This is a genomic window from Bradyrhizobium sp. JHI2711 (genome assembly GCF_056156565.1).
In genome coordinates, this window is the sequence record NZ_JBPZPT010000003.1 from 1,025,255 (window position 1) to 1,042,573 (window position 17,319).

The 17,319-nt window shown below is 65.4% G+C and carries 14 protein-coding genes and 1 pseudogene; 9 read left to right on the plus strand and 6 right to left on the minus strand.

All coding sequences use genetic code 11. The features are described 5' to 3' along the window. Positions 1 to 149: 149 nt before the first annotated feature. Genes hmgA through ACTEK7_RS27140 form a run of 4 tightly spaced genes read right to left on the minus strand, consistent with a single transcriptional unit; the run spans position 150 to position 4,369 of the window. A complete protein-coding gene (hmgA, locus tag ACTEK7_RS27125; protein WP_193760632.1) occupies positions 150 to 1,496 on the minus strand; it encodes a homogentisate 1,2-dioxygenase in 1,347 nt (448 codons plus the stop codon). Between the two features lie 2 nt (positions 1,497 to 1,498). Next, positions 1,499 to 2,455: an MBL fold metallo-hydrolase gene (locus tag ACTEK7_RS27130; protein ID WP_225148635.1), complete on the minus strand. Its 957-nt coding sequence runs from the start codon at positions 2,453 to 2,455 to the stop codon at positions 1,499 to 1,501. A gap of 22 nt (positions 2,456 to 2,477) precedes the next feature. Further along, entirely contained in the window at positions 2,478 to 2,702 is a 225-nt protein-coding gene (locus ACTEK7_RS27135) for a DUF2783 domain-containing protein (protein ID WP_025032749.1), read from the minus strand. An 8-nt stretch (positions 2,703 to 2,710) separates the two neighbouring features. Next, positions 2,711 to 4,369 carry an FAD-dependent oxidoreductase gene (locus ACTEK7_RS27140; RefSeq protein ID WP_225148634.1) on the minus strand — a complete coding sequence of 553 codons (1,659 nt, stop codon included), beginning with the start codon at positions 4,367 to 4,369 and terminating at the stop codon, positions 2,711 to 2,713. A gap of 111 nt (positions 4,370 to 4,480) precedes the next feature. Between ACTEK7_RS27140 and ACTEK7_RS27145 the strand changes: the two genes are divergently transcribed. The 3 genes and pseudogenes from ACTEK7_RS27145 to ACTEK7_RS27155 all read left to right on the plus strand — a co-directional run. Beyond that, positions 4,481 to 5,023 (plus strand): MarR family winged helix-turn-helix transcriptional regulator, encoded by a 543-nt coding sequence (locus ACTEK7_RS27145; protein WP_225129953.1) that lies wholly within the window; start codon positions 4,481 to 4,483, stop codon positions 5,021 to 5,023. A gap of 88 nt (positions 5,024 to 5,111) precedes the next feature. Continuing rightward, positions 5,112 to 5,831: a class I SAM-dependent methyltransferase gene (locus tag ACTEK7_RS27150; RefSeq protein WP_036016344.1), complete on the plus strand. Its 720-nt coding sequence runs from the start codon at positions 5,112 to 5,114 to the stop codon at positions 5,829 to 5,831. Between the two features lie 37 nt (positions 5,832 to 5,868). Beyond that, positions 5,869 to 6,034: pseudogene (locus ACTEK7_RS27155) on the plus strand (MarR family winged helix-turn-helix transcriptional regulator); the annotation flags it as partial. Between the two features lie 120 nt (positions 6,035 to 6,154). Here ACTEK7_RS27155 and ACTEK7_RS27160 read toward each other — a convergent pair. Continuing rightward, entirely contained in the window at positions 6,155 to 6,961 is an 807-nt protein-coding gene (locus tag ACTEK7_RS27160; protein WP_225148633.1) for an N-acyl homoserine lactonase family protein, read from the minus strand. Between the two features lie 348 nt (positions 6,962 to 7,309). On the opposite strand from ACTEK7_RS27160, the gene ACTEK7_RS27165 reads away from it, so the two are divergent. The 5 genes from ACTEK7_RS27165 (at position 7,310) to ACTEK7_RS27185 (ending at position 14,232) form a co-directional block, all read left to right on the plus strand. Continuing rightward, complete coding sequence (locus tag ACTEK7_RS27165; RefSeq protein ID WP_074448076.1) at positions 7,310 to 8,878, plus strand: caspase family protein; 1,569 nt, start codon at positions 7,310 to 7,312, stop codon at positions 8,876 to 8,878. Between the two features lie 147 nt (positions 8,879 to 9,025). Then, positions 9,026 to 9,697 carry an OmpA family protein gene (locus ACTEK7_RS27170; protein ID WP_225148687.1) on the plus strand — a complete coding sequence of 224 codons (672 nt, stop codon included), beginning with the start codon at positions 9,026 to 9,028 and terminating at the stop codon, positions 9,695 to 9,697. 158 nt (positions 9,698 to 9,855) lie between these two features. Then, complete coding sequence (locus ACTEK7_RS27175) at positions 9,856 to 10,785, plus strand: RND family efflux transporter (protein ID WP_036015974.1); 930 nt, start codon at positions 9,856 to 9,858, stop codon at positions 10,783 to 10,785. Next, positions 10,785 to 13,931 carry an efflux RND transporter permease subunit gene (locus ACTEK7_RS27180; protein ID WP_225148688.1) on the plus strand — a complete coding sequence of 1,049 codons (3,147 nt, stop codon included), beginning with the start codon at positions 10,785 to 10,787 and terminating at the stop codon, positions 13,929 to 13,931. Before ACTEK7_RS27175 ends, ACTEK7_RS27180 begins: the two co-directional genes overlap by 1 nt. A gap of 61 nt (positions 13,932 to 13,992) precedes the next feature. Then, the gene (locus tag ACTEK7_RS27185) at positions 13,993 to 14,232 is read left to right on the plus strand and encodes a DUF433 domain-containing protein (protein ID WP_225148689.1); all 240 of its coding nucleotides are present in this window, start codon (positions 13,993 to 13,995) and stop codon (positions 14,230 to 14,232) included. 11 nt (positions 14,233 to 14,243) lie between these two features. Here ACTEK7_RS27185 and ACTEK7_RS27190 read toward each other — a convergent pair whose 3' ends face one another. Continuing rightward, positions 14,244 to 14,918, minus strand: coding sequence for a Crp/Fnr family transcriptional regulator (locus ACTEK7_RS27190; RefSeq protein ID WP_036044931.1), 675 nt, complete (start codon positions 14,916 to 14,918; stop codon positions 14,244 to 14,246). A 247-nt stretch (positions 14,919 to 15,165) separates the two neighbouring features. Here ACTEK7_RS27190 and ACTEK7_RS27195 point away from each other — a divergent pair, with 247 nt between their 5' ends. Next, the gene (locus ACTEK7_RS27195) at positions 15,166 to 17,217 is read left to right on the plus strand and encodes an AsmA family protein (RefSeq protein WP_225148690.1); all 2,052 of its coding nucleotides are present in this window, start codon (positions 15,166 to 15,168) and stop codon (positions 17,215 to 17,217) included. Positions 17,218 to 17,319: the final 102 nt, after the last annotated feature.

Here is a 17,319-nt window from a genome sequence, read left to right on the forward strand (position 1 = left end):
TTGTGGGAGAAGGTGGCGCGAAGCGCCCGATGAGGGGTTCTATCCGCGTATCCAAATGTGAGAGGTTCACTCGCGGAGAGAGACCCCTCACCCGTCTCGTCGCTTCGCGACGAGCCACCCTCTCCCACAAGGGGAGAGGGTGAAGAAAACTACGGCCGGTTCGGATCGAAGCGTTTCTCCAGGCCGTTCCAGCAATCGGCGTAATCGTCCTGCAGCGTCGAGGACTTCGCCGCATGCGCGGTGACGCGCTGCGGGTAGCGGGTCTCGAACATGAAGGCCATGGTGCCGGTCAGCTTGACCGGCTTCAATTCGCCGTTGCTGGCGTGCTCGAAGGCGTCGCGGTCGGGGCCGTGCGGCAGCATGCAATTGTGCAAGGAGATGCCGCCGGGGACGAAGCCCTGCGGCTTGGCGTCGTAGACGCCGTAGATCAGGCCCATGAACTCGCTCATGATGTTCATGTGATACCAGGGCGGCCGGAAGGTGTTTTCGGCGACCATCCAGCGCTCGGGGAAGATCACGAAGTCGATATTCGCGGTGCCCGCGGTCTCCGAGGGCGAGGTCAGCACCGTGAAGATCGAGGGATCGGGATGGTCGAAGCCGATCGCGCCGACCGGCGAAAAGGTGCGCAGATCATACTTGTACGGCGCGTAATTGCCGTGCCAGGCGACGACATCGATCGGCGAATGCGGCAAGGCCGTCTTAAACAGCGAGCCGCCCCATTTCACGTAGAGCTCGGTCGGCGTGTCCTTGTCCTCGTAGTTTGCCACCGGCGTCAGGAAGTCGCGCGCATTGGCGAGGCAATTGGCGCCGATCGGCCCGCGCTCCGGCAGCGTGAAGGCGCCGCCGTAATTTTCGCAGAGATAGCCGCGCGCCGGCCCGTTCGGAATCTCGACGCGGAACTTGACGCCGCGCGGGATCACCACGATCTCGCCGGGCTCGGCATCGATGCGGCCGAACTCGGTGACGAGGCGCAGATTGCCCTGCTGGAGCACGAACATCAGCTCGCCGTCGGCATCGTAGAAATGCTGATCCACCATCGACTTGGTGATGAGGTAGACATGCGCGGCCATGCCGGCCTGCGTATTCACATCCCCCGCCGTCGTCATGGTCTGCACGCCCTGAATGAAGGTGACCTCCTCCTTCGGCAGCGGCGTCGGATCCCAGCGCAGCTGCGCGATCGGCAGGTCGTATTCATGGCACGGCGCCGAACGCCACAGCCCGGCGTCGACCTTCTCGAAGCGGCCGGAATGCTTCACTGAGGGGCGGATGCGGTAGAGCCAGGAGCGCTCATTGCTGCCGCGCGGCGCGGTGAAGGGCGAGCCCGAGAGCTGCTCGGCATAGAGTCCGTAGGCGCAGCGCTGCGGCGAGTTGCGCCCGATCGGCAGCGCGCCCGGCAGCGCCTCGGTCTCGAAAGAGTTGCCGAAGCCGGACATGTAGCCCGGCGTCACCTGGGCCGAGCTGCGGATGATCTGATCAGGCGAGGTATTGATGTTCATGACTATCCTCCTCCTTGCAAAGCGGCCCACATTTCCTGGTCGCGCTTGTCGGTCCAGATCACGGGGTCGTCGATACCGGATGCTTCGTCGTAGGCGCGCGACACGTTGAACGGCAGGCAGTGCTCGTAAATGGCAAAGCTCGAGAATTTCGGATCCATCACCTCGCGCGTCGCCGCCATCGATTCCTTTAAGCTGCGGCCCCTGGCGACCGAGATTTCGGCCGCGCCATAGAGCGAGGTGACGAAGTCGCGCGTCATCGCGATGGCCTCGCGCACCGTGGCGGTGCCCTTCAGCGCATCGCCGCGGCCCGGCGCGATCGCCTTTGGATTGAAGTTGCGGATCTCGTTTAGCGTCATCGGCCATTCGCGCAAATGCGCATCGCCGCAATAACAGGCCGAGTGATATTCGATGAGGTCGCCCGAGAACATCACCTCTGCATCCGGCACCCAGCCGACGATGTCGCCCGAGGTGTGGCCGGCGCCGAGCTGCATCAGGCGCACCTCGCGCTTGCCGAGATAGATCGTCATCTCGCCTTCGAAGGTCAGCGTCGGCCAGGTCAGGCCGGGAATGCTCTCCGCATCCTGGAACAGGCGCGGAAAGCGGCCGTACTCGGAATCCCAATCCTGCTGGCCGCGCTCCGCAATCAGCCGATGAGTCTCCTGCGAGGCGACGATACCTTGGGCGTGATAGGCGGAGGCGCCCAGCACGCGCACGGCGTGATAATGCGACAGCACGACATATTTGATCGGCTTGTCGGTCACCGTGCGGACCCGCTCGATCACCTTGTTCGCCATGGCCGGCGTCGCCTGCGCGTCGAACACGAGGCAGCCATCGTCGCCGACGATCACGCCGGTGTTGGGATCGCCCTCGGCGGTGAAGGCATAGAGATCGGTGCCGATCTCGGAGAAGGTGATCTTCTTCTCGGAGAGATCGCCGGTGGATGCGAAGTTCTTCGCCATCAATTCGTCCTTCAGGTCAGGGTTATTGTTGTTGCTGTTGCTGCTGCTGGCCGTCGATCATGCGGCGCTTGGCGAGTCCGATCGCCTCCCGCAGCACGTCGATGTCGCCGATATGGTTGGCGAGGATGAGCACCAGAGCCGCGTCGAAATCGGCGCTCTGCTCCTCGGTCAGGCCGCGATGCGCCTCGACGATGGCGCGGAAGGCATCGTCAGGGCGCGCGAAGTTCGAACTGGTGGAGAGCGGCATGCCAGACCTCAATACAAACCTTCGGCTCGCGCCAGCGCCGCCGCGATCGCCGAACGCGTCGGATGACGGAAGCGCGCCGCGACATAACCGTCGGGCCTCAGCAGGTAGGCGGCACCCGGCACGGCGCCGTAGCGCTTTGCGATTAGGCCCGAGGGATCGGCAAATTCACCGTCGGCGCCAATGCGGATGCCCTTGATACCATCAGGCGCATCGATCGGCGCGCCATTGCTGAACGACAGCAAGGTGAAATCCGTTCCACCCTTGCGGAAGGCATCCGTCAGATAGATCGGCTCGCCGGCGGACGTTGCGGCGGGCGCGTCGAGCATCGAACCGCCGGGCGGCGGTCCACCGCGCCACGTATCCGCATCAAGCGAGGACAGCGGCGTATCGTAGCTGCACGGCACCGACAGCCGACCGCCATTGACCATGCGCTTGCCGAATTCGGTCTCCTTGGCCAGCGACAGCACCGCCTTGCGCAACCGCGCCTCCTGATGCGAGTTCGGTGCCATGAAGTCGGTCGAGCGGGTGGATTCGCGGATGTTCTCGTCGGCCGCCATGCTGCGCTCGAGATGGTAGCTCTCCAGCAGGCTCGCAGGCGATTTGCCGCGCAGCACGCGGTCGAGCTTCCAGGACAGATTCTCCGCGTCTTCGAGTCCCGAGTTCGCGCCACGCGCACCGAAGGGCGAGACCTGGTGCGCGGAATCGCCGGCAAAAATGACGCGGCCATGGATGAAGCGGTCCATCCGCCGGCACTGGAATTTGTAGAGCGAAATCCACTCGAACTCGAACTTGTCATGGCCGAGCATGCGCGCGATCCGCGGCCGCACGTTTTCCGGCTTCTTCTCGAGGACCGGATCGGCATAGCGATTGAGCTGGAGATCGATGCGCCAGACATCGTCGGGCTGCCGGTGCAGCAGCGCCGAACGCCCGGCATGGAACGGCGGATCGAACCAGAACCAGCGCTCGGTCGGAAATTCCGCGGTCATCTTGACGTCGGCGATCAGGAACTGATCCTCGAAGACCTGGCCGGCGAATTCCGCCCCGACCATCTGCCGCAGCGAGGAGCGCGCGCCGTCGCAGGCGACGACATAGCGCGCATTCAGGCGGTAGGCGCCCTCGGGCGTCTCGATCGTCAGCAGCGCGGATTCGTTGCGCTGCTCGAGCGCTGTCACCTTGTTGCGCCAGCGCAGGTCGATCTCCGGCAGCTCGTTGATGCGATCAACCAGATAGGCCTCGGCGTAATATTGCTGGAGATTGATGAAGGCCGGCCGCTTGTGACCGTCTTCGGGCAGGAGATTGAACTGGTAGAGCTGCGACTCGCCATGGAAGATCCGCCCCACACTCCACACCACGCCCTTCTCGACCATGCGGTCGCCGACGCCGAGCCGGTCCCAATATTCCAGCGACCGTTTCGAGAAGCAGATCGCGCGCGAGCCCTCGCCGATGCGGTCGGCATCATCCAGCAGCACGACGCGCTGGCCGCGCTGGGCAAGATCGATCGCCAGCGACAGCCCGACCGGGCCCGCGCCGACGATCACGACCGGATGCGCCGCGGGGCTCGAGCCGGGGCGGTCCTGATCGGGGTGACGGCGGTAGCCGAACTGGGTCTTGGCTTGAGCGGTCTTGGCGTTCAGGGTTTTGGCGTGAGGGGTATTGGCCGGCGCCATACACGAACCTCGGCTCTGGTCAGGACAGGATCGATCTGCTAGATAGTCTCACGTGCAACTATTTTGGACCGGAGCCGGCCGGCCGTCAACTGGAATTCGGAGGCGCTCTCCTTGGCGAGGACATCCAGCGACATCGCGCTCAAAGCGCGCGCGGCCGACGAGGCGTCGGCGCGGCCAAAGCTGCGGCTCGATCTGTTCAAGTTCGTGCCGTTCCGCCTCAATCGGCTCGCCGCGGAGGTCAGTTCCGCGCTGTCGGTCGAGTATCAGGAACGCCACGGCCTCGACATTCCGGCCTGGCGCGTCATCGCCACGCTCGGCTTCCGCAATGATGCCTGCAGCGCGCAATACATTTCGCAATGCACCCGCACGCACAAATCCACCATCAGCCGCGCAGTGACGGCGCTGCTCAGCGACGGCCTGATCGAGCGGGTCGAGAACGAAGCCGACCGCCGCGAATTCCGCCTGCAACTGACCAGGAAGGGCCGCGCGCTCTACGAGGAGCTGTTCCCGCAATTGCTGCGGCGAGAGGACGAGATCCTCGCCTGCCTCTCGGCGCAGGAGCGCAAGCAGCTCTCGGCCCTGCTCGGCAAGATCGAGCAGAGCCTCGATCTGATCCAGACCAGCGAAGAGGCGGATGCGAAGCAGGCGTATTAGGGCGCCCCCCATAAGGCGCAGACGTCAGCTTTTGGGAGCCCGGTTGAGAAAGCTTGGTAGGACCGTGACGGCAGCGAGGTATATAGCGATGCTCCTTGTGGCGTTTGCCGCAACTCGCGCATACGCCGCTGACATAGGTTATCTGGCTCCCCCTGGAGTCGCGGCAAACGAGTTTCCCTCACCGCAGCGTCCTGTCGCACGGATCGTCAGCCCGCGCCGCTCCGCCGAAGAGCGCCGCGACGCCCTGAATGAGGCCGGTCAAATCGCACGCGCTCTTGAACTGAAACCAGGGATGACTGTCGGCGACATTGGAGCAGGCAGTGGCTATCACACGGTCAGGCTCTCGCACCTCGTCGGATCCGCCGGCTCTGTCGTTGCCCAGGACGTCACGCGGGACTATCTCGTCGAACTCGCCAGGCGAACAAAACTTCTGAAGTTGACAAACGTGCAATTCGCGCTCGGCGAACCACACGACCCGCGTCTGCCCGCTTCCTCGCTGGACGCCGCAATCCTTGTGCATATGTATCACGAGATAGCCCAACCCTATGCCTTTCTCTACAATCTTGCGTCCGCCTTGAAGCAAGGTGCGCGGGTCGGAATTGTCGATCTTGAGCTTCCGACGTCGAAGCATGGCACGCCAATTGAGCTCTTGCGGTGCGAGTTGACCGCCGTCGACTATCGCGAGATCGCCACATATAAGCTCGCAGGGGGCGGAGGATACCTGGCGGTATTCTCTCCTCCGGAGCTAGCGGCTCGAAAATCTCCCCACGATATCGTTGCTTGCGGGGATCCTGCCGGTGCTCGTTGACGTCGCGCCCGCCTCCCGTCTCAACCCATCCGACGAACTCTACGAGGAGCTGTTCCCGCAAATTGCTGCGGCGGGAGGACGAGATCCTCGCCTGCCTCTCGGCGCAGGAGCGCAAGCAGCTCTCGGCCCTGCTCGGCAAGATCGAGCAGAGCCTCGATCTGATCCAGACCAGCGAAGAGGCGGATGCGAAGCAGGCGTATTAGCCACCGCTGTCATTCCGGGGCGCCGCGCAGCGGTGAGCCCGGAATCCATCGCGACATCAGCTGCGTCGACAGATGGATTCCGGGTTCGCGCTTCGCGCGCCCCGGAATGACGCTACGGTGTCACTTTACAAACGACCGCGTCGGCGGCAGATGCAGCGCCCAGGCATCGACCTCATCGCTGGCGCGCGGATAGATCTCGGTCACGATCGGATCGTGGCCGGGGATGAACCTGTCGGGATGGCCGGCGAGGCGCTCGATCGTGTCCCAGCCTTGCGCCATGTCGCCGACATTATAAACGATCGGGAACGGGCTCTTGCGCTGCAGATTGGCGTAATAATGCGCGGCATCGGAGGCCAGCACCACGGCGCCGCGCGCGGTCTCGACCTTCACCACCTGCAAGCCGTCGGAATGGCCGCCGACGCGGTGCACGGTCACGCCGGGAGCAACCTCGCCATCGCCGGAATAGAAGGTGACGCGCTCGCCATAGACGTGGCGCACCATCAGCGTGACATGCTCGACCGAGAACGGATGGCGCAGCAGGCCGTTGCACATGCAGCGCCCGGTCGCGTAGGCCATCTCGCGCTCCTGCAGATGGAAGCGCGCGTTGGGAAAGCGGTCGAGATTGCCGGCATGGTCGTAGTGCAGATGCGTCACGATGACGTCACGAATGGCTGACGCCGAAACGCCGAAACGCTCCAGCGCATCGACAGGATTGAGCGTGAGCTTGCGCGCCCGCGCGCTCGCCTCCTCGGCGTTGAAGCCGGTATCGACCAGAATGTCGCGGCCGGGCCCTCGAATCAGCCAGACGAAATAATCGAGGTCCTGCGCCGCGCTGTCATGCGGGTCGGGCACGAGGAAGTTCATGTGGGGGGTGCGCGGCGACATCGTCGCATAGCGCAGGGCGTAGATCTCGTAGACGTTTCCCATGGGGCTCGCTTTTTTTAGAGTTGGATCTTGGACGATCGCGCACACCAAGCCACCACCGGCAGGAAAGGTCAAACCCGGAGGCGAGGCTGCAATGTGAGATCGATCACGTCTTCACCCGCCCTGGCTGCGCTAAGGTCCGCCGGACAGCATCGAGGTACCGAGGACCGTCATGATAACCCCATCCATTCCTCTCGCGGCATGCCCATCCGCTGCGGTCCATCATCGGGATAAGGTCGAATCTCCAAGCGGTTGACGCCCTCCGTCCCCGGTTTGATAATGAGGTAAGCGTAAGTTAAGGTCGCCGCGGCGCAAGCTGGAACGGCGCCTTTTGGCTGGACCGCGCTGATTATGAAAATTCGCTTCTTTTTTCTTCTGCCCTTGCTGATCTCGCTCGTCCCGACGGCCCCCTCGCTTGCGGCCGGCGACCGTTTTGCGCTGGTCATCGGCAACGCCAAATATCCGGATGCGGATGCCCCGCTGAAGGAACCGATCAACGATGCGCGCGCCGTCGCCGACGAGCTCAAGCGCGACGGTTTTTCGGTCGAGCTCGGCGAGAATCTGACCGGCGACGCCATGCGCCGCGCCTTCGACAAGCTCTACGGCAAGATCAAGCCGGGCTCGGTCGCGCTGGTGTTCTTCTCAGGTTTCGGCATCCAGTCCGCGCGCCAGAGCTATTTGCTGCCGGTGGATGCGCAGATCTGGACCGAGTCCGACGTGCGCCGCGATGGCTTCAGCCTCGAGACGGTCCTCGGCGAGCTCAACACCCGCGGCGCCGGCGTCAAGATCGCGCTGGTCGATGCGTCCAGGCGCAACCCGTTCGAGCGCCGGTTCCGCAGCTTCTCAGCGGGCCTGACCCCGGTGATCGCCCCGAACGGCACGCTGGTGATGTACTCGGCGGCACTGGCCTCGGTGGTCTCGGACGCCGGCGGCGACCGCAGCCTGTTCGTCCAGGAGCTGCTGAAAGAAATCCGCGTTCCCGACCTGATGGCCGAGGAGACGCTGAACCGCACCAAGATGGGCGTCACCCGCGCCTCGCGCGGCGAGCAGGTGCCGTGGATTTCCTCGTCATTGGCCGAAGATTTCTCGTTCATTCCGGGCGCCGGCGGATCGCGTCCGGCAACGCCGCCGCCCGCGCCTCCCGCCGCGCCGGCCGTCGTCGCCAACAACCCGCCGCCCGCCCCTCCCGCACCGCCGACACCACCGCCGCCGCCGAAGCCGGCCGACAGCGCGGCTGCAGCTCCCGCTCCTGCGCCTCCGCCACCTGCGGCTCCAGTCGCGGCGCCGGCACCGGCGCCCGCGCCTGCTCCCACGCCGAGGCCGCAGATCGAGGCCGCCCTGCCCCCGCCGCCACCGCCGGTGAAGCCGGTTGATCCCGTTCCTGCGCCGAGCACGGACGGTGGGCCGAGCGCTGCCGCCCTGGCTGACGATCCCACGATCAAGAGCCTGACTGCCAAGATTGCCGCCAACCCTGACGACGTGAACGCGCTGTACCGCCGCGGCCAGGTTTATGCCAGCAAGGGCGCCTACAGCCTCGCCATCAAGGATTTCGACGACACCCTCCGGATCAATTCGAAGGACGTCGAGGCCCTCAACAACCGCTGCTGGACCCGCACCGTGGTCGGCGACCTCCAGGCCGCGCTGAAGGATTGCAACGAGGCGCTGCGGCTGCGGCCGAACTTCGTCGATGCACTGGACAGCCGCGGGCTCGTCAATCTCAAGTCGGGCGCGGTGAAGAATGCGATCGCCGATTTCGACGCGGCCCTGAAGATCAACCCGCGCCTGACGTCCTCGCTCTACGGACGCGGCCTTGCCAAGCAACGCAACGGCTCGGCCCAGGAGGGGGCGCTGGACATCGCCAATGCCAAGGCGATGGATCCGAACATCGTTCAGGAATTCGCAAGCTACGGAGTGCGCTAGTATTTTTTTGAGTCGGGCCCCCGTCCAAGGCTCGAACCTTGAACAGCCCTGGGAAGACCAATGGGCGGATGCCGCAACAGGCTTTTTCGGGGGCGTGTTGCTTGAATTTTGAGAGCACGTGAGCTGGCTGCGCAGGAGGGACTGGGAATGAGATCGGCTGCAAATTGGCTTACCGCGATTCTGTCCATCATCACCGTCGGCGCCGCGCTGTCGCTGCCGACCTCGGCCGCATATGCGGGCGATGACGGCAACAGCAAGAATGTCACCGAGGACGAGATCCTCCGCGCGCTGGCGCCGGCGCCGAAGAAGCCCTTGACGCGCGGCCTCTCGATCGGTCCGCAGACCGCCCCTGCACCGAGCGCGACCGACTCCAAGCTGATCCAGTCGGTGCGCGGCCGCTCGACGCGTTCGCTGTCGTCGACCGAGCGCGAGGAAATCGCCTTGGCCGCCAAGGACAAGCCGAACATCGATCTCGAGATCACGTTCGACTACAACTCCGCCAATATCAGCGCCAAGTCGCTGCCCTCGGTGCAGGCGCTCGGCCGCGCCTTGACCAGCCCGGACCTGAAGGGCTCGACCTTCGTGGTCGCCGGTCATACCGACGCCGCCGGCGGCGAAGCCTACAACCAGGACCTCTCGGAGCGTCGCGCCGATTCGATCAAGCGCTACTTGGTCGAGAAGTACAGCATCTCCGCGACGGATCTCGTCACCGTCGGCTACGGCAAGAGCAAGCTCAAGGACCCGAACCAGCCGCTGGCGGAGGCCAACCGGCGCGTGCAGGTCGTCAACATGGAAAACAAGACCACCGCATCGAAGTGAGCACGACGAATCCATTGCCAGTGACAAGTCGTGATGTCGTGTAAGGTCTCGTTTCCAAAGCGCGTCCCGCAGCCTTGCGGGACGCCGCTTCATGTCAGAAAAGCGCTCCGTTTGGGCCTCGCGCGGATGGCCGTGAGCCAGGTCAGGATGATCCGGCGATGAATTTGACTGAATATCTCAAGCCGGCCGGAACCGTGCTGTTCGTCGCCGCGCTCGGCATCGGCTATTATCTGTTCGAGCATCGCAAGCGTCCCGAGCCGAAGGAGACGCAAAGCGAGGCGCTCGTCATCGTGACGAAGTCGACCAATGCCTGCTTCTCCGATCTGGTGCGGGTGACCGGCTTCTTCGTACCGCGCCGCGAGGCGGTGGTCGTTGCCGATCAGGAAGGCTCCAGGGTCACCGACCTCCTGGTCACCGAGGGCACGATTGTCGCCGACAATCAGGAGCTAGCGCGCCTGACCGCGCCGCCGCAGATTCCGGGCCAGCCGCAGCGGCCCGGCCCGCAAGGCCCGATCTCGCTGAAAGCCCCCGCGCCGGGCCTTGTCACCGAAGTCCGCACTATCGTCGGCGCGCCGGCCTCGCCGCAGGCCGGTCCGATGTTCCGCATCGCCGTCAACAACGAGATCGAGCTCGACGCCCAGGTCCCGGCGGTGCACATGTCCAAGCTCACCTCCGGCGCCACCGTGCGGATCAGCCGCGACGATGCGCCCGACCTGATCGGGCGGGTCCGGCTGGTTGCACCCGAGATCGACCGCGCCACGCAACTCGGGCGGGTCCGCATCAGCGTCGCCAACAACCCCTCGCTCAAGGTCGGCGTGTTCGCTCGCGCCTCGATCGACGCCAAGCGAAGCTGCGGCGTCTCGATCCCGAAGACCGCGATCGATCACCTCACGGTGCAGGTCGTCAAGGGCAATGTCGTCGAGACACGCAAGGTGCGGGTCGGATTGTCGTCCGACAGCGCAACGGAAATCCTGGAAGGGCTGCAGGTCGGCGAAATCGTCGTGGCCGACGCCGGCTCTTCGCTCCATGACGGCGACCAGATCAAGACCATGTTCGCCGATGAACTCGATCGCACGCGGGTACGCTGATGGCTCTCAATATCTCGGCATGGTCGATCCGCAATCCGCTCCCGTCGGTCGTCTTCTCGATCATCCTGCTGGTCCTCGGCTGGGTGTCCTTCACCAAGCTCGCGATCACACGGCTGCCCTCGGCCGACATCCCCGTGATCTCGGTGGCGGTATCGCAGTTCGGCGCCGCACCGGCCGAACTGGAATCCCAGGTCACCAAGACGGTTGAAGACGCGGTCTCCGGCGTCGAGGGCGTCAGGCACATCACCTCGTCGATCACCGACGGCCTGTCGGTCACCACGATCCAGTTCGCGCTCGAGACCAACACCGACCGCGCGCTCAACGACGTCAAGGACGCGGTGACGCGCGTGCGCTCCAACCTGCCGCAGAACGTCACCGAGCCGCTGATCCAGCGCGTCGACGTCATCGGCCTGCCGATCGTGACTTATGCCGCGATCTCGCCCGGCAAGACGCCGGAGCAGCTCTCCTATTTCGTCGACGACGTGGTCAAGCGCGCGCTGCAGGGCGTGCGCGGCGTCGCCCAGGTCGAGCGCATCGGCGGCGTCGAGCGCGAGATCCTGGTCTCGCTGGATCCCGATCGCCTGCAGGCGATGGGCCTGACCGCGGTCAATGTCAGCCAGAGCCTGCGCGGCACCAATGTCGACGTCGCCGGCGGCCGCGCCGAGATCGGCAAGAACGATCAGGCGATCCGCACGCTCGCCGGCGCCAAGACGCTTGGCGATCTCGCCGGCACCATGATCCCGCTGTTCGGCGGCGGCGAGGTCCGGCTCGACGATCTCGGCACCGTCACCGACACCATCGCCGACCGCCGAACCTTCGCCCGCTTCAACGGCGAGCCGGTGGTCGCGCTCGGCATCAAGCGCTCCAAGGGCGCCAGCGACGTGAAGGTGGCCGAGGCCGTGCAGAAGCGCATCGACGCGCTGAAAGCCGCCTATCCCGACGTCGACCTGAAGGTGATCGACACCTCGGTCGAATACACCAACGGCAATTACCACGCGGCAATCTCGACCCTGTTCGAAGGCGCGATCCTCGCCGTGATCATCGTGCTCTTGTTCCTGCGCGACCTGCGCGCCACCATCATCGCCGCGATCTCGCTGCCGCTGTCGATCTTCCCGGCGTTCTGGGCGATGGACCTGCTCGGCTTCTCGCTGAACCTCGTCAGCTTCCTCGCCATCACGCTCTCGACCGGCATTCTTGTCGACGATGCCATCGTCGAGATCGAGAATATCGTCCGGCACATGAACATGGGCAAGTCGCCCTACCGGGCCGCGCTCGAGGCCGCCGACGAGATCGGCCTCGCCGTCATCGCGATCTCGCTGACCATCATCGCCATCTTCGCGCCTGCGAGCTTCATGTCGGGCATTGCCGGACAGTTCTTCAAGCAGTTCGGCATCACCGTCTCGGTGCAGGTGTTCTTCTCGCTGCTCGCCGCGCGCTTCGTCACGCCGGTGCTGGCCGCCTATTTCCTCAAGCACAGTACGCACGAGGAGCCGCCGCCCGGTCCCATCCTGCGCTCCTATCATCGTATCGTTGCCTGGTCGGTGAAGCACTATTTCATCACGGTGCTGATCGGGCTCGGCGTCTTTGCCGCCTCGATCTGGAGCATCACGCTGCTGCCGCAGGGCTTCCTGCCGGCCCAGGACAGCGCGCGCTCGCTGCTTGCGCTCGAGCTGCCGCCGGGTACCCAGCTCGCCTACACCGAGAAGGTCACCGAGGACATCGTCGCGCGCCTACGCAAGCGGCCCGAGGTCAAGAGCATCTTCGTCGACGGCGGCCGCGTCCCGCCGGGCACCCAGGAGGTGCGCCGCGCCGCCCTGATCATCAATTACACGCCCAAGGACAGCCGCGACATCACCCAGCGCGAGCTCGAATTCTCCATCAGCCAGGAGCTGGAGAACGTTCCCGATATCCGCTTCTGGTTCCTGGACGAGAACGGCCTGCGCGCGATCTCGCTGGTGGTGACCGGCGTCGACCCCAACATCGTCAACAACGTCGCGAGCGAGCTTGCGACGCAGATGAAGCGCATTCCCACCATCGCCAACGTCATCTCAGAAACTTCGCTGGAGCGCCCCGAACTGCGCATCGAGCCGCGCGCCGATCTCGCCGCACGGCTCGGCGTCTCCACCGAAAGCCTGTCGCAGACCATCCGTGTCGCCACCATCGGCGACGTCGGACCGGCACTCGCCAAGTTCGACGTGGGCGACCGCCTGGTGCCGATCCGCGTGCAGCTCGAGGACGCCGCCCGCGGCGATCTGAAGACGCTGGAGCAGCTCCGAGTGCCGCTCGGCGAGCGCGGCGAGAAGGGCGGCGTGCCGCTTTCGGTCATCGCCGACGTCAAGCTCGACCAGGGTCCGACCAGCATCGGCCGCTACGATCGCGAACGGCAGGCGACCGTTGCCGCCGACCTCGTCGGCTCCGCCGCGCTCGGCGATGCCACCAAGAAGATCTACGACCTGCCGGTCATGAAGACCCTGCCGAAGGGCGTGAAGGTCTCGCCCTCGGGCGATGCCGAAAGCCTGAACGAATTGTCCGAGGGTTTTGCGACCGCCATCACGGCGGGGCTGATGATGGTCTATGCGGTGCTGGTGCTGCTGTTCGGCACCTTCCTGCAGCCGATCACCATCCTGTTCTCGCTGCCGCTCTCGATCGGCGGCGCCATCGCGGCCCTGCTCGTCACCGGCAAGCAGCTCACCACGCCGGTGTGGATCGGCATCCTGATGCTGATGGGCATCGTCACCAAGAACGCGATCATGCTGGTGGAATTCGCCATCGAGTCCATCAAGGCCGGCACGCCGCGCGAGGAGGCCATGATCGACGCCGGCATGAAGCGCGCCCGTCCGATCGTGATGACCACGATCGCGATGGCCGCGGGCATGATGCCGAGCGCCCTGGCCGTCGGCGCCGGCGGCGAATTCCGCTCGCCGATGGCGCTCGCGGTGATCGGCGGCCTGATCTTCTCGACCCTCCTGTCGCTGGTGTTCGTGCCCGCGATGTTCATGGTGATGGACGATTTCGGCGCCCTGATCTGGCGCTTCGCCAAGCGGCTGATCGTGCACAGCGAGGATGCGGAGACGGACCATCATGGGGCTGCGGAGGCGGAAGCCAGGCCGGCGGTGACGAGCGTCGCACGGCCCGCGGCGGAGTAGGGTCCACGCCAGCTTGGAAGCCCACGGTGGCGCAAGTCGTTTGCGCCCGCTAGCCTATGGCATGGCCTTCGCGCGCATCACGATGGACCCTACCGTCTGCACTGGCAAAGCTTGCATTCGCGGGCTGCGTTTTCCGGTTGCGCGGCTGCTCGGCCTACTGGCGGCCGGCGAGACGCGCGAATCGATCCTCAATGAATATCGGTATCTCGAGCGCGAGGACATCGATGAGGCACTGCGATACGCGGCGTTCCTCGCCGAGGATCTAGCCGTCGATCTGTCTCCACCCGCCGAGCAAGAGTGAAACTGCTCGCCCTACTCGTTCCGCGCGATCGCGGTCAGCTTGGTCATGTTCCGCAGCAGGATCCGGCCGCGCTGGAGATCGAGGATCGCTTCCTTGCGCCAGGCCTGGAGCTGGCGGTTGACGCTTTCGCGGGCGGCGCCGACGAAGACGCCGAGCTGCTCCTGCGAGATATGGACCTCGGAACCGAAATCGGCGGCGAGCGCGCAGAGCCGCCGCGCCAGCCGCACCGGCAGCGGCTGCAGCATGGATTCTTCCATGCGCTCGCTCTGCCAGCGGATGCGCTGGCACAGCAGCGCGATGATCTTGATCGCGACCTTGGGCTCGCGCTCGAGGAAGCCGAGGAAGTCTTCGCGCCGCAGCACGAACAATTCGCTGGCCTCGCCCGCGGTCGCGTCCGCCGTCCGGTTCTGGCCGTCCAGCACCGCGACCTCGCCGAACAGGTCGCCCGGCCCCATGAAGTTCAGCGTCAGCCGGCTACCGTCGGCGGCGCCGGTCTCGATGCGGACCTGGCCGCGGCGCACGCCGAACAGCGCATTGCCGGGATCGCCCTTCTGGAACAGCACCTCGCCGCTGGCCAAATGCTGGGTGTGGCAGAGATTGGACAGCCGCTGGAGCTCGTCTGCGCCGAGATCGGCGAACATCGGGTTCATCTTCAGGATGACCGCAAATTCGGCCTGCTTGCTCATGTCAATGTCCTTGTGAACGTGCTGGTCATCGTCTTGGTCGTCGTCTTGGCAAATCGCTTGAAACCATCAACTTCAGGATCGCGTAAAACCGCGCTGGAGAAGTGTGTCATAAGTCACATAACTTTGCAGCACCCCCTGACTATTTTTACGCGCTTGGAGCCGCTTCCCGTCCGGGGATAAACTCCGGGCGCAAAGGACGGGTGATCGGCCGGGTTCGGCGCGGATTGTCCGTCGCTGGAAAGTCGACATGAGAGCATTGAAATTCGTCGGCGGGGCTTTGGCCGCCGTCATCGTCGTGATCGCACTTCTGCTCGTGGTCGGGATCCCCTCGGGCTTCCTGACCTCGACGATCGCCTCGCGCCTCGAGAGCGCGACCGGCTATCGGCTGTCGATCGACGGCACCACCAAGATCAGCCTATGGCCGACGCTGAACGTCACGCTGAACGACCTCACGCTGGCCGACCCCAAGGACCGCAGCGGCATCACGCGCCTGACGATCGATCGCGTGCAGGCCGACATGTCGCTCGCGAGCGTGTGGTCCGGCAGGCCCGAGATCAGCGAGCTCGTCGTCACCCGTCCCGTGCTCTACCAGCCGCTGCTGCGCGAACGCCTGCCGAATGCGGCCGCGCCTGCGAAGCCGCTCGCGCTCGACACCAAAGGCGCCACCATCGACCGCATCAAGATCACCGACGGCGAGGTGGCATTCTCGCGCCTGCGCGACCGTGTCGAGGGCCGCATCAGCGCCATCAACGCCGACGCGACCCTGGACCGCGACCGCAAGGTCAACATCACCGGCACCGCGCGCGTCGGCGATCACCCGACCAAGTTCGACATCAAGGCGGCCTCGCCGGCCGAACGGCCGGCGTTTCATGTGGATTTCGCCATTGATATGCCCAGCGTGCTGAAGTCCCAGCTCACCGGCCAGGCCGAGATGCGGCTGAGCGGCAATGTCGTGATGATCAACGGCGTGAACGGCAGGCTCGGCGATGGCGCCTTCAATGGCTGGGCTTCCGTCGACATCGCGAGCAAGCCGCTGGTCAAGGTCGATCTCGACTTCCATCGGCTCGCCATGCCGCTGGCGAAATCGCCGGAAGGCGTGTCCGGGCAGCCCTGGAGCAATGCGCCGATCGACGTCTCGGGGCTCAACTATGTCGATGCGCAAGTGCGGATCTCCGCCAACGAGGCCGTGATCGGCGATGCGCGCATTGCGCCGCTGGCGCTCGACGCCAAGCTCGCCGGCGGCGTGCTGAAGGCCGGCACGGCCAATCTCGGCGCCTATGGCGGCCAGGTCTCGGGCGAGGTGATCCTGGACGCGACGACCGGCGCGCCGAGCTTTGCGATGCATTCCGACCTCGTCGGCGTGCGCGCGCTGCCGCTGCTCCAAAGCCTTGCCGAGTTCGATCGCATCGACGGCAAGCTGCAGGCCAAGCTCGCCCTGCGCAGCGCCGGCAACAGCCAGCGCGCGCTGATGGCGAACATGCAAGGGACGGCCTTCGTCAATTTCCAGGACGGCGCCATCCGCGGCATCAATGTCGCGCAGATGATCCGCTCGCTGACGACGAGCACGCTCTCCGGCTGGCAAGGAAACCAGAACGGAAACCAGGACCCGAGCCAGGAGCAGAGCACGGATCTGTCGCAGCTCTCGGCCTCCTTCCGCATCGACAAGGGTCAGGCGGTGACGACCGATCTCAACCTGATCGGGCCGCTGGTGCGCGTCACCGGCGCCGGCACCATCGCGCTCGACACCAAGATGATGGGCTTTCGCGTCGAGCCGAAGCTCGTGATGACGACCGAAGGCCAGGGCCGCACCTCCGAGCCGGTCGGCTTCGGCATTCCCGTGATGATCCAGGGCTCCTGGTCGCAGCCGCGGATCTATCCCGACATGGCCGGCATGCTGGACAATCCGGACGCCGCCTATGCCAAGCTGCGCGAGATGGGCAAGGGCCTGTTCGGCCCGGACGGCGCCGGGCTCGGCAACATCCTCGGCAGCCTCGGTCTTGGTGGCACCGCCGCGCCGGGCAGCGGCAACGCCAATCCGCAAGGCCAGCAACCGGGGCAGAATAATCTGCTCGGCGGCCCGCTCGGGGAAGCGATCGGCAATCTGATCCAGCAGGGTCTCTCCAGCGGCGCGGGGAGCGGCACTGGCACCGGCACCGGGCGCAGCCGCAGCCTGCCGGCAACGCCCTCCACGCCGGCGCCGCAGGCCTCGCCTGCGGCCCCCGCCCTGGAGGACCCGCCGGCCGCGCAGCAGGACAGTCAGCCAATGAACGACGTGCTGCGGCAGCTCTTCAATCGATAAGCTCCCTCCTTCGAACGGATCGGGCTGCGACCATCGCTGCCGGTCCACCCGCCCAGGAGACCACAGGGGTAACCACACCGGCCGGTCCCCGGCTGCATGACG

What these genes read in the sequence shown, in the direction of transcription:
- hmgA (WP_193760632.1), bottom strand. Translation starts at nt 1,496, where the DNA reads ATGAACATCAATACCTCGCCTGATCAGATCATCCGCAGCTCGGCCCAG.
- ACTEK7_RS27130 (WP_225148635.1), bottom strand. Translation starts at nt 2,455, where the DNA reads ATGGCGAAGAACTTCGCATCCACCGGCGATCTCTCCGAGAAGAAGATC.
- ACTEK7_RS27135 (WP_025032749.1), bottom strand. Translation starts at nt 2,702, where the DNA reads ATGCCGCTCTCCACCAGTTCGAACTTCGCGCGCCCTGACGATGCCTTC.
- ACTEK7_RS27140 (WP_225148634.1), bottom strand. Translation starts at nt 4,369, where the DNA reads ATGGCGCCGGCCAATACCCCTCACGCCAAAACCCTGAACGCCAAGACC.
- ACTEK7_RS27150 (WP_036016344.1), top strand. Translation starts at nt 5,112, where the DNA reads ATGCTCCTTGTGGCGTTTGCCGCAACTCGCGCATACGCCGCTGACATA.
- ACTEK7_RS27160 (WP_225148633.1), bottom strand. Translation starts at nt 6,961, where the DNA reads ATGGGAAACGTCTACGAGATCTACGCCCTGCGCTATGCGACGATGTCG.
- ACTEK7_RS27165 (WP_074448076.1), top strand. Translation starts at nt 7,310, where the DNA reads ATGAAAATTCGCTTCTTTTTTCTTCTGCCCTTGCTGATCTCGCTCGTC.
- ACTEK7_RS27170 (WP_225148687.1), top strand. Translation starts at nt 9,026, where the DNA reads ATGAGATCGGCTGCAAATTGGCTTACCGCGATTCTGTCCATCATCACC.
- ACTEK7_RS27175 (WP_036015974.1), top strand. Translation starts at nt 9,856, where the DNA reads ATGAATTTGACTGAATATCTCAAGCCGGCCGGAACCGTGCTGTTCGTC.
- ACTEK7_RS27180 (WP_225148688.1), top strand. Translation starts at nt 10,785, where the DNA reads ATGGCTCTCAATATCTCGGCATGGTCGATCCGCAATCCGCTCCCGTCG.
- ACTEK7_RS27185 (WP_225148689.1), top strand. Translation starts at nt 13,993, where the DNA reads ATGGCCTTCGCGCGCATCACGATGGACCCTACCGTCTGCACTGGCAAA.
- ACTEK7_RS27190 (WP_036044931.1), bottom strand. Translation starts at nt 14,918, where the DNA reads ATGAGCAAGCAGGCCGAATTTGCGGTCATCCTGAAGATGAACCCGATG.
- ACTEK7_RS27195 (WP_225148690.1), top strand. Translation starts at nt 15,166, where the DNA reads ATGAGAGCATTGAAATTCGTCGGCGGGGCTTTGGCCGCCGTCATCGTC.